The organism is Pseudomonas brassicae (genome assembly GCF_010671725.1).
In the GTDB taxonomy this organism is placed as follows: Bacteria; Pseudomonadota; Gammaproteobacteria; order Pseudomonadales; family Pseudomonadaceae; genus Aquipseudomonas; species Aquipseudomonas brassicae.
In genome coordinates, this window is record NZ_JAAHBU010000081.1 from 15,756 (window position 1) to 28,172 (window position 12,417).

The window sequence follows — 12,417 nt, forward strand, 5'->3', positions numbered from 1 at the left end:
AGCCTTGACGGCGAAGGCTTCAGGCAAACACGAAGTACTTGCGCACCGTCTCCACCACTTCCCAGGTGCCCTTCATCCCGGGTTCGATCACGAACACATCCCCCGCCTTCAGGTGCACCGGCTGTTCGCCTTCAGGGGTGATCACGCAGTAGCCATCGAGAAAATGGCAATACTCCCATTTGTCGTAGTGCACCTGGAACGTGCCGGGTGTACAGATCCACGTGCCCATGATCTTGCTGCCGTCGGCAGACACATAGGCGTTGAGGTTGACGGTATGCGGGTCGCCGCCGATGCGCTGCCACTTGGTTGCGTCCAGCACGGGGGTGGGGCAGGTTTCGCGCAGCACGGTGATGAAATCGGACATTACGGGCTCCAGCGGTTGCTCAATGGTGCTTCACCATAGGGCTGATCCGCAGGTGCGGGATGCCTGGTGTCGACCTGCAGATGTCTGCGCACGCCGGTTGCGCTGGGCTGCCGAGCTCTGAAGCCTCGCCAGCCCCTTCACGCCCACCAATACCGTACAAAATGAAAGAACACCGGTGCCGCAAAACACACCGAGTCCATCCGGTCGAGCATGCCACCATGGCCCTCGATCATGTGCCCCCAGTCCTTTACGCCACGGTCACGCTTGATCGCCGACATCACCAGCCCACCGGCAAAGCCCATCAGGTTGACGGTCAGCGCCATCAGCGCCGCCTGCCAGAAGGTGAACGGGGTGATCCAGCACAAGGTGGCACCGATCAATGTGGCCAGCGCCACACCGCCCACCAGCCCCTCAAGGGTCTTGGACGGCGATAGCCGCGGCGCCACCTTGCGCTTGCCGAACAGCTTGCCGCACACGTACTGCAGCACATCCGAGATCTGCACCACCAGGATCAACCAGGCAATCAGCAGCAGGTTGCGCCCCTCGAACCCCGGGATATCCAGCGTCATCAGGGCCGGCACCGACGACAGGCAGTACACCGCGATCATCAGCCCCCACTGCACCTTCGACGCCCGCTCCAGAAAGCGCGTGGTGTCTCCCCCCAGGCTGGCCAGAATCGGCAGCAGCAAGAACAGGTACACCGGGATGAAGATACTGAACAGCCCGTACCAGTCCATCGCGATCAGCAGGTACTGCACCGGCAGCGCCACATAGAACGCCGCCACCAGCGCCGGGTAATCGCTGCGCCGGGTGGGTGTGAGGGTAAGGAACTCACGCAGCGCATAAAACGACACGCAGTAGAACAGCAGGATCACGCCCAGCTTGCCGAACACAAAGGCCAGGCCGATCACCAGCACCATCACCCACCAGGCGTTGATGCGTGCATTGAGGTTGTCGATCACCGCGTGGGGCGCCGGGCCGGCGCGCCATTTGAGGAGGCGTCCGATCAGGCTGGCGAGCAGCAGCAGGCCACCGATACCGGCAAACAGCAAAAGCGTGTTGTGGTCCATCTCAGGATTCCTTGGGGGCCAGGGCCAGCAGCGCAAGGCGTGCCCGTTCTAGAAAGGCGAGCTTGCTGTCATCGGCATGGCGTTGCACCGGCTCGCCGAAGCTCAGGGTGCACAGCAAAGGCAGCGGCAGGGCGCGGCCCTTGGGCATGACGCGGTTGAGGTTGGCGATCCACACCGGTATCAGCTCCACCTGCGGGTTGGCGGCCGCCAGGTGAAACAGGCCGCTCTTGAACGCCAGCAACGGCTCGTCGCCAAGGTTACGTGTGCCTTCGGGAAAGAAGATCAGCGAGTCGCCTTGGGCCAGGGCGTCGTGCACCGGTTGCAGCGGGTTGCTCTGCGCGTCGGCGTGCTGACGGTCGATCAGTACACCGTTGAACACGCGCTTGATCAGAAACTGGCGAATGCCCGGTTTCTGCCAGTAATCGGCCCCCGCCACGGGGCGGGTGCGCCGGCGCAATTCCACCGGCAGCGACGCCCAGATCAATACGAAGTCGCCATGGCTGCTGTGGTTGGCGTAGTACAGGCGTTGTACCGGTTGCGGTGTGCAGCCCAGCCACAGCGCGCGCGCACCGGTGATCAGGCGTGCGACCGAGGTGATGGCGAAAGCGGTGAGGGTGGCAAGCATGACGAGATCCTTTATCCAGCGAAGGGAAGCCAGGGCAGCAGCAGGAGGCCGGCCAGTGCCAGCAGCACCTGCACGGCGAAGCACAGCATTTGCCGGCGCAGCAGGCCCAGCGCCGCGAGACTGCGGGCCTGCCCGTCGCGGTCATCGGCCTGGGTCGGCTTGAGGCCAAGGGCAAACAGCGCGTGGTCCAATGTTTGGGTACGTGCCGCCAGCCGTTCGGGCTGTGCGGCCAGGTGGTCGAACAACTCGGCGTCCAGGGCGACGCGCAGGGCCCAGAACTTCTGCATCAGGCCCGCCACCAGCAACCCGGCGCACAGCAACGCGCCAGGGATATGGGCGGGCGCACCGGCCAGTGGCGCCAGGCCATAGGCCAGCGCCAGCAGGCTGATTGCGTCAGATAGCCGTTCGACCTGGCGCCCACGCCTGAGCAGGCTGGCGGTCAGGGCCAGGGCGGTATCGCTACTCACAGGCCGGGCTCCGCGTGCAAGTGGTCGATACGCAGACGGTGCTCGGGGTGCAGCACCACACCGGGGCGCGCCTGGCTGATGCGCTGCTGGGCCTGGGCCGCGTCCTTGCAGCGACCACTGAGCACCAGCCAGGCCGCCACCGCACAGGCGCTGCGCGAGTAGCCCAGGGCACAGCACACCAGCACCGGGCCGCGGCTACGCAGGTCTTCGATGGTGTGCGCGGCTTCGCGGCAGCGCTCGGCCGTCGGCACGATCAGGTCCAGGCTGGGCAGGCTGCAATAGGCCTGGCCGGGCGTGACGGTTGCCGGCAACTCTGCACACAGGTCAACCACGGCGGCGAACCGCTCGGCCTGGCCGCGCCCAGGAATACGCCCCAGGAACACCCCGTCGCACACCTCGTCAGCCTGTGGGTGCTGGCGCGTCCACCACCGTGAATTGAGCCAGGCGCCGATCAGGTAAGGCGCCAGCAGCCAGCGTGCGGCGTATGACAACTGCCCATCAGCGCCTTTCTGGAAACCCTGTGCGCCCAGCAGCGCATAGTTGAGCGCCACCAGCAGCAGTGCCAGCGCAGGCCACAGCAACAGCAGCGCCAGGCCGCCGCCATACAATGCCAACCCGGCGAACACCGCGCAGCCCAGCGCGTAGCGCAGTGCCAGGCGCCACGCCTGGGGTCGCGCGCCAGGCCCAGGTGGCGTAGCACCGGCTGGCCTTCGACCGGCCATAGCCACACGCACAGCAAGCCGGCCACGGCGCCGCTCGGCACGTCGATGAAGTGGTGCTGCCAGGTGGTCAGTACCGACAGCCCGATCAGCGCCATCCACCCATGCACCAGCAGCCGCGGTAGCGCCGCTGCACGTGGCGGGCAAACATCGCCCAGATGATCACCAGCAACGCGATGTGCAGCGAGGGCGCCTGGTTGAACGGCTTGTCGAAGCCCATCAGCACATCGAACAGCCAGCCGAACAGGCCTTCCAGCGCCGCCGCTCGAACGTGAAGCGCAGCGGCCACAGCAGGAAACCGGCGACGCAGATCAGTTGGGCGCTGAGCAGACGCAGGGCGTGGCGGTCCATTTCCAGGCGGCTGAGCGGCAGCAGGAAGGACAACCCGTAGAGCAGGTCGATCGACCAGTACGGCAGGATGGTCCACGGCCACAGGGGCATGCTGTGCTCCCAGGCGAAGACCAGGCTACCGACGTCGCTGCGCCCGGCGGTAAAGGTGTTGCTCAGGCCATAACTGATGAAAAACAGTGGGCCAAGCAGCAACAGCCACAGCACGCCGCGCTTGATCAGCCCCGGTTCGCGTTGGGTGCTCATCAGGCGATCCGCTGGGCCAGGCTGACGCTGAAGATGCCCCATTCGTCGATGCGCTGGCTGATCTTGCGAAAGCCTGCGGCTTCGACCAACTGGTCCATCTCCACCTGGCTGCGCCGACGCATCACCCAGGCCTGGCCGGCGCGGTGGCTGGTGAGCGCGCGCGCGATCATCTGCAGTTGTGGGTGCCACGGCTGGCCGGTGTACACCAGATAGCCGCCGGGTGGCACGGCCTGGGCCAGGCCACCGAGCGAATCGCCGACCATCTGGTTGCAGGCGAACAACTCATACAAGCCCGAAACCACTGCCAGGCTCGGGCGCGGGTCCAGGCTGGCCAGGCTCTGCGCATCGAAGGCATCGCCCTGCACGAAGCGGGCGATGTCGGTCAGCCCCTTCTGCGCGATCAGCGCGTTGCCTTCGCGCACGTTCAGTTCGCTGTAGTCGCGCAGCAGGATCGACTCCGGTGCCTGCTCCAGCCCCTGCAGGGCTTCGAGGATATAGCGGCCATGGCCGGCGGCGATATCGACGATATGCACCGGCACACCTTGCTCGCGCAGGCGCCCTATGGCCAGGCGCAGCAGCTCCTCGACATGCAGCTTGCGCTGGCGAATACCCTTCCAGCCGATGGCGTTGAGGTAGTTCTGGTCGATCATGCGGCCCAGCGCGCCCTTGCCGGTAGGCTGGTTGCGGTAGATGTAGTCCAGGGTACTGCCCGAATCGAAGCCGGTGTCGAAGCCCAGCTTGACCCCGTCCGACAGGCCCTTGCCCAGCCGCAGGCCTGCCCGTGTGGCGCGCCAGTAGAGATCTGCGGGCGAATTGCGTGGCAAGGTCGCGGCAAGGCTTTCGGCCTCCGCGCAGCTGGCGCCCAGGCGGTCGGCGTCCAGCAACGAGGGGCGCTGTGGCGCCTGGCTGAAGCACTGCTCGATGAAGCGATGGATGCGCGCCAGCGCATGGCCACGGTCGCGTTCGCCGAGGGTGTCGTGGAAGAACCCGGGCAACACGTGCTTTTCTTTGTGCACACTGCCCAGGCGGTCGAAGAACTGCTCCTGTGGGCGGCGTTCGACCACAAAGTCGGCACCCGAAATCAGCAGTTGAGTCGGTATCTGGATCGCCTGTGCATCGGCTACCACGCGATCGGCAGCTTCGTACAGACCCAGCAGCATGTTCACCGAAATCGGCCGACTGATCAGCGGGTCGTTTTCGTACGAGGCGATGCGTTGCGGGTCGTGGCTGAGCAGGCGCGGCTTGACGTAGCTGTTGACGAAGAAATTGCCGCGCCAGGCGCGCATCAGCTTCAGGCCTGGGCGCGCGAACGGCACATACAGCTTGACCTTGAACGCCGGCGAGGCCAGCACCAGGCAACGTATCCTGGGCGCGTAGTCGTGCGCCCAGGTAGAAATCAGCACGGCGCCGACGCTTTGGGCCAGCACGGCCATGTCCTGCTCGTCGATGGCGTGCTCACGGGCAATGTGCTCGATGAAGGTCTGCACGTCGCGCACGCTGCAGGCGAAGCTCGGGCTGTCGCCGCGTGCGCCTGGCGATTCGCCGTGGCCGCGGGCATCCCAGGCAAAGAAATCGTGGCCGGGCAGGTCCAGCTCGTCCACCAGGTGCGCCATGCGGCCACCGTGCTCGTGGCCGCGATGGAACAGCACCACGGCGCGCCGTGGCTGGCCGTCGGCCGGGCTGGCTGGCCAGTGCCGATAGTGCAGTTCGACGCCGTCATGGGTAGTGAAGTGCAGCGATTGCGCAGTGCGCATGGCAAATATCCTTATCTGGCACAGAGGGTTTCAGCGGGTTTGTGCCAGACCACGGCTTACCCGGTTGTAGAGGGTATAGAGCGACAGCAGCAGCACCACCAGCAGTACGCCGTTGAGCCAGGCGGCACTGAGCAGGCCGACGGCCACGCCGGCACCCAGCACGCCGAACACGAAGGCACGGTCACTCTTGCCCATGGGCCCGTCATAGCGGCGCTCGGCGCCCACCAGCGGGCCCATCACGCCGGCGTACTCGCTGATCAGCGCCGCCAGCACCACCCCCACCACAAGGCCTGGCCACACGCCAGGGAGCAGGGCAAACGGCAGGAACAACGCGGCGTCGGCGATCAGGTCGCAGAGTTCATTGAGGTAAGCGCCCAGGCGTGACTGCTGGCCGAATTCGCGCGCGAGCATGCCGTCGATGGCGTTCAAGGCCATGCGCAGCACCATCCAGGCCGGCACCAGGGCAAACAGCCAGCGGGTCTGTGGCGTCGCGGCCAGCAGCACGCCGAGCAGCACGCTGACGCCGGCCGCCGCCAGGGTCACCTGGTTGGCGGTCACACCGCGGTCGTACAGGCGCTTGACCATCGGGCGCAGCAGCGCCTGGAAGCGGGGTTTGAGCTGGTAGATCGACGGCACGGTAAAACTCCCTTTACGGCTCGGTTGCAGATCATTGCTTGTTACATATGCGTGCGCCAGGGCGATTGTGGGTGGATTGTCCCTGCCGGGGCAATAGCGCCCATGGATAAGCTTTCCAGAAGTGTGCGCGTGTGCCCGGGAAGGGCAGAAAAATCTCGGCTGCACAGCTGCAACTGGCGCTTGGCCCAGGGTTCGTGCAGTGCCAGGCTGTGCAAGGCCAGCACGCCCTGCCAGCGCTGCACGGCGGCCAGCGGCACGATGCCCAGGCCGGCGCCATGCGCGACCATGCGGATCACCCCGTCGAAGCCGTCGGCGCGCACCCGCACCTGCAGGCGCCGCCCCAGGTGCAGGGCCTGCTCCTCCAGGTGCAGGGCCAGCGCACTGTTGGCCTGCAGGCCGACGTGGCCGTGCGCCAGGGTATCGGCAAAGCGCAGCGCGGGCCGCGTGGCTAATGGGTGGTCCGGCGCCATGATCAGCACCAGCGGGTCATCGCGAAACGCCAGGCTCTGCAGGTGTTCGCTGGCCACGGCGCTGGAGAGGATGCCCAGGTCGGCCTCGCCCTGGGTGATCGCCTGCACGATACGCAGGCTGGGCAGTTCGACCACATCGACGGCGATGGCCGGATGCCGGGTCAGGAACGTGGCCAGCAGCTCGGGCAGGTACTCGGTCAGCGCAGCGGTGTTGCACAGCAGGCGCACCTGGCCTTGCAGGCCCTGGGCGTACTGCCCCAGGTCGAACTGCAAGCGCTCGACCTGCTGGCCGATCTGGCGTGCATGCTGTACCAGTGCCTGGCCGGCCGCCGTCGGTTGCACGCCACGTCGATTGCGCTCCAGCAAGGGCGTGCCGAGCGAGCTTTCCATGGCGCGGATGCGCGCGCTCGCGGCGGGCAACGAGAGGTGGCTGCGTTCGGCACCCGCCGTGATGTTGCCGCACTCCACGGTGTGCACGAACAGTCGAAGGTCAATCAGATCGAAATGCATCAGCCTCTGCCTGGGCAATAGTCTGGCTCAGTATATGGCAGATGTTCAGGTGCGCACCGAGCGGGCAGCATGGCGCCCATGAATACCGTTCTCGGCTTCTATCAGGAAATCGGTCCGGCACTGTCATTGCTGGTCATCATCACCTTCGTGCTGGCGGGGGCGGTCAAGGGCGTGATCGGCCTGGGCCTGCCGACCGTTGCCATGGGCCTGCTGGGCCTGGCTCTGCCACCGGCACAGGCTGCGGCGCTGCTGATCGTGCCGTCCACGCTGACCAACCTGTGGCAACTGGCGGCCGGTGGGCACCTGCGCACATTGGTGCAGCGCTTGTGGCCGATGCTGGCGCTGATCTTCGTCGGCACGCTGCTGGGCAGTGTCTGGCTCGGCATCGACAGTGGTGCGTGGGCGGCCCATGCGTTGGGCGCTGCGCTGCTGGCCTACGCGGTGTACGGCCTGTACCACCCCGGCCTGCACCTGGCCCGGCGCCACGAGGGTTGGCTGGGGCCGTTGTGCGGCCTGGTGACCGGGGTGATCACCGCGGCCACCGGGGTGTTCGTGATTCCGGCGGTGCCGTACCTGCAGGCGCTGGGCCTGAACCGTGACCAGATGGTGCAGGCGCTGGGCCTGTCGTTCACGGTCTCGACCCTGGCGCTGGCCGTGGGACTGGCCGGGCAGGGCGCGCTGGGCAGCGCCGCATTGGGTGCTTCGCTGCTGGTGCTGGCGCCGGCGCTGCTGGGCATGCTGCTGGGCCAGTGGCTACGTCAGCGCATCAGCGCGGCGCTGTTCAAGCGCTGCTTCTTCATCGGCCTGGGGCTGCTCGGCGCGCACCTGTTGCTCAACGGCTAGCCGATGGGGCACTGAGCATCTCGACCTCCTGGACCTCGACGTCGCGCTCCAGATACTGCATGCGCTGTTCGCTGAACTGCTGCATGTGCGGCAGCGCCGAATGCACGTCCAGCGCGGCCTTGCTGGCCCAGACCTCGTAGAACACGAACAGCGTCGGGTCTTGCCGGTCGCGCAGCATGTGGTACTCGATGCAGCCAGGCTCCGCGCGGCTGGGTTCCACGTAGGCGCGAAACAGTGCTTCGAAGGCTTCGGCTTTTTCCGCGCGGGTCTTGGCTTTGAGGATGAAACCGTAGGGTTCGCTCATGGGAGGCTCCTGTAGAAGTGGCGCCCATTTTATTTCAGCAATAAGGTGCTGATTCGTGCTTTATGGGCAAAAGCCTTTTGCCTGCCCACGGCTTATTCCCGCGCACTGAACTGCTTAACCTGCCGTCATCCCAGTTCAACCGGATGCTCGCCACGCCCAGCGCTGGCCGCTACCGAACCCAGATGAGGCAAAGCATGAAGAAGATCCTGTTGCTCAACGGCGGCAAGCAGTTCGCCCACTCCGATGGCCGCCTGAACGAAACCCTGCACGACACGGCACTGGCGTTTCTGGACCGTGCCGGCTTCGAGCTCAAGACCACCTACATCGACGGCGGCTATGACAACGCCGAGGAAGTGCAGAAGTTCCTCTGGGCCGACGTGATCATCTACCAGATGCCGGGGTGGTGGATGGGCGCGCCGTGGACCGTCAAGCAGTACCTGGACGAGGTGTTCACCGCCGGCCATGGCAGCCTGTATGCCAGTGATGGCCGCAGCCGTGCCGATGCGTCGCACAAGTACGGCAGCGGCGGCCTGATCCAGGGCAAGCAGTACATGCTGTCGCTGACCTGGAATGCACCGCAGCAGGCGTTTGACGAGGCCGACCAGTTCTTCGAAGGCAAAGGGGTCGACGCGGTGTACTTCCCGTTCCACAAGGCCAACCAGTTCCTGGGCATGCGCGGCCTGCCGACGTACCTGGCCACCGACGTGATGAAAAATCCCAACGTCGAGGCCGCCGTGGCGGCGTACCGGCAGCATCTGGCCGAGGTTTTCCAGGTGCAGGCCTGAGAAGGCTTGCGTGCGCGGCGCCAAGCGGCTATCTATCACGGCTGATTGCCCGCGCAAGGTACAACCGTGAAAGCCAGGTCCGATGAGTTGCAGGTGTTCGTCTCGGTGATCGAGTGCGGCTCGATTTCCGCCGCCGCCGAGCAGGGTGGGCAGACGCCGTCGGCGATCAGCCGCAGCCTGTCGCGGCTGGAGGCCAAGCTGGGCACCACGCTGATCAACCGCACCACGCGACGCATGGACCTGACCGAAGAGGGGCGCTACTTCTTCGAGCACGCCAAGGCCATCCTGCAGCAGATGGACGCGCTCGAAGAGCGCCTCAGCCAGCATCGCCAGACGCCTTCGGGGCGCTTGCGGATCAATGCGGCGGCGCCGTTCATGCTGCATGCGATCGTGCCGTGGGTAGGCGAGTTTCGCCGGCTGTACCCGGACATCCAGCTGGAGCTGAACACCGACGACCTGATCATCGACCTGCTCGAACAGCGCACCGATATCGCCATCCGCATCGGCGAGCTGGCCGACTCCAGCCTGCATGCGCGCTCGCTGGGCTGCAGCCCGCTGCATATCCTTGCCAGCCCGGCGTACCTGGCGCGCCACGGTACCCCGCAGCAGGTGCAGGAACTGGCCGGGCACACATTGCTGGGGTTCACCCAGACCGACAGCCTCAATCACTGGCCATTGCGCCACAGCCAGGGCGATCGCCTGGCGATCCACCCCGACCTCAGTGCCTCCAGTGGCGAGACCTTGCGCCAGTTGGCGATAGCAGGCGAGGGCATTGCCTGCCTGTCGCATTTCATGACCCACGACGATGTGCAGGCCGGCCGCCTGCAGGTGCTGCTGGCCGAGGCCACCAGCGGTTACCGCCAGCCGATCCATGCGGTGTACTACCGCAACTCGCAGTTGGCCCTGCGCATCCAGTGCTTTCTGGACTTCATCCAGCAAAAACTGTCGGTCTACGCCTGCTGAATTCTTCCTCGCGGGTGTTTGAAAAGTCATGGTGCATGCGCCTTAATGACTGTTCAACGAAAACAACACCAAGGAAGCTTTCATGCGCGTTGTGATGTTCCGAACCCTGAGCCTGAGTACCGCGATTCTCGCCAGTTCATCGGCCTTCGCCGTGACGCTGGAGGGCGGCGCGGTTGCCGCCCCCGATCAATATGGCGCACAGGTCGCCGCCGACATTCTCAAGAAAGGCGGCAACGCGGTGGATGCCGCGGTGGCCACCGCCTTCACCCTGGCCGTGACCTACCCCGAAGCCGGCAACATCGGCGGTGGCGGTTTCATGACCCTGTACATGGACGGCAAGCCGTACTTTCTCGACTACCGCGAAGTGGCGCCCAAGGCTGCCAGCCGCAACATGTACCTGGACGACAAGGGCGAGATCATCGAGAACCTGAGCCTGGTCGGCGCCCGCGCCGCCGGTGTGCCGGGCACGGTGATGGGGTTGTGGGAAGCGCACCAGAAGTTCGGCAAGCTGCCCTGGGCCGAGTTGCTGACCCCGGCGGTGGGCTACGCGAAAAACGGCTTCAAGATCGCTGCCAAGCAGTACCAGTACCGCGAAGACGCGCTGGGGCTGTTCAAGGACAGCACCAACTTCAACGACTATTTCGGCACCATGAAGGTCGGCGAGACGTTCAGGCAACCGGAGCTTGCCCAGACCCTGGAGCGTATTGCCGACAAAGGCGTGAGCGAGTTCTATCAGGGCAAGACCGCCGACCTGCTGGTGGCGCAGATGCAGGCCGACAAAGGCCTGATCAGCAAGGACGACCTCAAGGACTACAAGGCCGTGTGGCGTGAGCCGATGGGCATCGAGTGGCGTGGCAATGTGGTCTACACCGCACCGCTGCCCAGCTCGGGCGGGATTGCGCTGGCGCAGTTGCTGGGCATCAAGGAGCACCGTGCAGCCGACTTCAAGGGCGTCGAGCTGAACTCGGCGCGCTATATCCACCTGCTGGCCGAAATCGAGAAGCGCGTGTTCGCCGACCGCGCCGACTACCTGGGCGACCCGGCGTTCGCCAAGGTGCCGGTGGCCGAACTGGTCGCCAAGGACTACCTGGCCAAGCGTGCACAGGAGGTCAACCCGAACGCGATTTCTGCCACCGACAAGGTGCGCCCGGGGCTGGAGCCGCACCAGACCACGCACTTCTCCATCGTCGACAAGCAGGGCAACGCGGTCAGCAACACCTATACGCTGAACTGGGATTACGGCAGTGGCGTGGTGGTCAAGGGCGCGGGCTTTCTGCTGAACGACGAAATGGATGACTTCAGTTCCAAGCCTGGGGTGGCGAATGCGTTCGGCGTGGTCGGTGGCGATGCCAATGCCATCGAGCCGGGCAAGCGCATGCTGTCGTCGATGAGCCCCAGCCTGGTGACCCGCGACGGGCAGGTCACGCTGGTGCTGGGCACGCCGGGTGGTTCGCGGATCTTCACCTCGATCTTCCAGGTGCTCAACAACCTGTACGACTATGACCTGCCACTGGGCAAAGCCGTGGCGGCGCAGCGCGTGCATCATCAGTTGCTGCCCAAGGACACGATCTATTACGACGCCTATGCGCCGCTCAATGGCAAGGTCGCCGAGGCGCTCAAGAAGATGGGCTACACCCTGGAGGACCAGGGTTGGGAGATGGGCGATATCCAGGCGATCCGGGTCAAGGGCACGGCGCTGGAAACTGCGTCTGACCCGCGCGGTCGCGGGGTGGGGCAGGTCGTCAAATAAGCGCTGCCCCTTTTTGCTGGCAAGCCAGCTCCCACAGGTGTAGCGGTGATTCCAGGATCACGGCAATCCCTGTGGGAGCTGGCTTGCCAGCGAAGAGGCCCGCTCAGTCACCGCAACCCATCAGACGCGGAAGTGGCTGACCATCATCTGCAGCTGGTTGCCCAGGCGCGCAGCTCGACGCTGGAGGCCGCTGTTTCCTGGCTGGCTGCTGCGGTCTGTTCCGACACATCACGCACATTCAGGATGCTGCGGCTGATCTCTTCGGCCACCGCGCTCTGCTGCTCGGCTGCCGCGGCAATCTGCTGGTTCATCGACTGGATGTTCGACACCACACGGGTGATGTTCTCCAGTGAGGCACCGGCCTTGCGCGTCAGTTCCACGCTGCTGTCGGTCAGCGCGCGGCTGCCGTGCATCACGTTGGCCACCTGCTGCGTACCGCTTTGCAGGCCCGCCACCAGCACTTCGATTTCTTCGGTGGACTTCTGCGTGCGCTGCGCCAGCCCGCGCACTTCGTCAGCCACCACGGCAAAGCCGCGACCGGCTTCACCGGCACGCGCCGCTTC

At 65.4% G+C, this 12,417-nt stretch carries 12 protein-coding genes and 2 pseudogenes; 4 read left to right on the forward strand and 10 right to left on the reverse strand.

All coding sequences use genetic code 11. From position 1 onward, the window contains the following. Nucleotides 1–19: 19 nt before the first annotated feature. The 8 genes and pseudogenes from G3436_RS06950 to G3436_RS06985 all read right to left on the reverse strand — a co-directional run bounded on the left by G3436_RS06950 (nucleotide 20) and on the right by G3436_RS06985 (nucleotide 7,209). Entirely contained in the window at nucleotides 20–364 is a 345-nt protein-coding gene (locus tag G3436_RS06950) for a cupin domain-containing protein (RefSeq protein ID WP_163942856.1), read from the reverse strand. 137 nt (nucleotides 365–501) lie between these two features. Then, nucleotides 502–1,434, reverse strand: coding sequence for a phosphatidate cytidylyltransferase (locus G3436_RS06955; protein ID WP_163942859.1), 933 nt, complete (start codon nucleotides 1,432–1,434; stop codon nucleotides 502–504). A 1-nt stretch (nucleotide 1,435) separates the two neighbouring features. Then, nucleotides 1,436–2,059: a lysophospholipid acyltransferase family protein gene (locus tag G3436_RS06960; protein WP_163942862.1), complete on the reverse strand. Its 624-nt coding sequence runs from the start codon at nucleotides 2,057–2,059 to the stop codon at nucleotides 1,436–1,438. Between the two features lie 11 nt (nucleotides 2,060–2,070). Further along, entirely contained in the window at nucleotides 2,071–2,526 is a 456-nt protein-coding gene (locus G3436_RS06965) for a hypothetical protein (RefSeq protein WP_163942865.1), read from the reverse strand. Continuing rightward, a pseudogene (locus tag G3436_RS06970) lies at nucleotides 2,523–3,839 on the reverse strand (phosphatase PAP2/dual specificity phosphatase family protein). The gene G3436_RS06965 and the pseudogene G3436_RS06970 overlap by 4 nt, the downstream one beginning before the upstream one ends. Continuing rightward, a complete protein-coding gene (locus G3436_RS06975; protein ID WP_163942868.1) occupies nucleotides 3,839–5,593 on the reverse strand; it encodes a bifunctional alpha/beta hydrolase/class I SAM-dependent methyltransferase in 1,755 nt (584 codons plus the stop codon). The pseudogene G3436_RS06970 and the gene G3436_RS06975 overlap by 1 nt, the downstream one beginning before the upstream one ends. A 30-nt stretch (nucleotides 5,594–5,623) precedes the next feature. Beyond that, complete coding sequence (locus G3436_RS06980) at nucleotides 5,624–6,229, reverse strand: CDP-alcohol phosphatidyltransferase family protein (RefSeq protein WP_163942871.1); 606 nt, start codon at nucleotides 6,227–6,229, stop codon at nucleotides 5,624–5,626. 41 nt (nucleotides 6,230–6,270) lie between these two features. Next, complete coding sequence (locus G3436_RS06985) at nucleotides 6,271–7,209, reverse strand: LysR substrate-binding domain-containing protein (protein ID WP_163942874.1); 939 nt, start codon at nucleotides 7,207–7,209, stop codon at nucleotides 6,271–6,273. Between the two features lie 78 nt (nucleotides 7,210–7,287). Between G3436_RS06985 and G3436_RS06990 the strand changes: the two genes are divergently transcribed. Continuing rightward, nucleotides 7,288–8,052 carry a sulfite exporter TauE/SafE family protein gene (locus tag G3436_RS06990; protein ID WP_163942876.1) on the forward strand — a complete coding sequence of 255 codons (765 nt, stop codon included), beginning with the start codon at nucleotides 7,288–7,290 and terminating at the stop codon, nucleotides 8,050–8,052. Here the strand turns inward: G3436_RS06990 and G3436_RS06995 are convergent. After that, nucleotides 8,042–8,356, reverse strand: coding sequence for a putative quinol monooxygenase (locus G3436_RS06995; protein ID WP_163942880.1), 315 nt, complete (start codon nucleotides 8,354–8,356; stop codon nucleotides 8,042–8,044). The genes G3436_RS06990 and G3436_RS06995 overlap by 11 nt on opposite strands. Nucleotides 8,357–8,550: 194 nt before the next feature. Between G3436_RS06995 and mdaB the strand changes: the two genes are divergently transcribed. From mdaB to ggt, 3 genes are all read left to right on the forward strand, one after another. Then, on the forward strand, nucleotides 8,551–9,141 hold the full coding sequence (mdaB, locus tag G3436_RS07000; RefSeq protein WP_163942883.1) for an NADPH:quinone oxidoreductase MdaB: 591 nt from the start codon (nucleotides 8,551–8,553) through the stop codon (nucleotides 9,139–9,141). Between the two features lie 66 nt (nucleotides 9,142–9,207). Continuing rightward, nucleotides 9,208–10,104: a LysR substrate-binding domain-containing protein gene (locus G3436_RS07005; RefSeq protein ID WP_163942886.1), complete on the forward strand. Its 897-nt coding sequence runs from the start codon at nucleotides 9,208–9,210 to the stop codon at nucleotides 10,102–10,104. A gap of 82 nt (nucleotides 10,105–10,186) precedes the next feature. Further along, complete coding sequence (gene ggt / locus G3436_RS07010; RefSeq protein WP_163942889.1) at nucleotides 10,187–11,854, forward strand: gamma-glutamyltransferase; 1,668 nt, start codon at nucleotides 10,187–10,189, stop codon at nucleotides 11,852–11,854. Between the two features lie 120 nt (nucleotides 11,855–11,974). On the opposite strand, the pseudogene G3436_RS07015 reads toward ggt, so the two are convergent. Next, nucleotides 11,975–12,417: pseudogene (locus tag G3436_RS07015) on the reverse strand (methyl-accepting chemotaxis protein); the annotation flags it as partial.

What these genes read in the sequence shown, in the direction of transcription:
- G3436_RS06990 (WP_163942876.1), top strand. Translation starts at nt 7,288, where the DNA reads ATGAATACCGTTCTCGGCTTCTATCAGGAAATCGGTCCGGCACTGTCA.
- G3436_RS06975 (WP_163942868.1), bottom strand. Translation starts at nt 5,593, where the DNA reads ATGCGCACTGCGCAATCGCTGCACTTCACTACCCATGACGGCGTCGAA.
- G3436_RS06950 (WP_163942856.1), bottom strand. Translation starts at nt 364, where the DNA reads ATGTCCGATTTCATCACCGTGCTGCGCGAAACCTGCCCCACCCCCGTG.
- G3436_RS06985 (WP_163942874.1), bottom strand. Translation starts at nt 7,209, where the DNA reads ATGCATTTCGATCTGATTGACCTTCGACTGTTCGTGCACACCGTGGAG.
- ggt (WP_163942889.1), top strand. Translation starts at nt 10,187, where the DNA reads ATGCGCGTTGTGATGTTCCGAACCCTGAGCCTGAGTACCGCGATTCTC.
- G3436_RS06960 (WP_163942862.1), bottom strand. Translation starts at nt 2,059, where the DNA reads ATGCTTGCCACCCTCACCGCTTTCGCCATCACCTCGGTCGCACGCCTG.
- G3436_RS06955 (WP_163942859.1), bottom strand. Translation starts at nt 1,434, where the DNA reads ATGGACCACAACACGCTTTTGCTGTTTGCCGGTATCGGTGGCCTGCTG.
- mdaB (WP_163942883.1), top strand. Translation starts at nt 8,551, where the DNA reads ATGAAGAAGATCCTGTTGCTCAACGGCGGCAAGCAGTTCGCCCACTCC.
- G3436_RS06995 (WP_163942880.1), bottom strand. Translation starts at nt 8,356, where the DNA reads ATGAGCGAACCCTACGGTTTCATCCTCAAAGCCAAGACCCGCGCGGAA.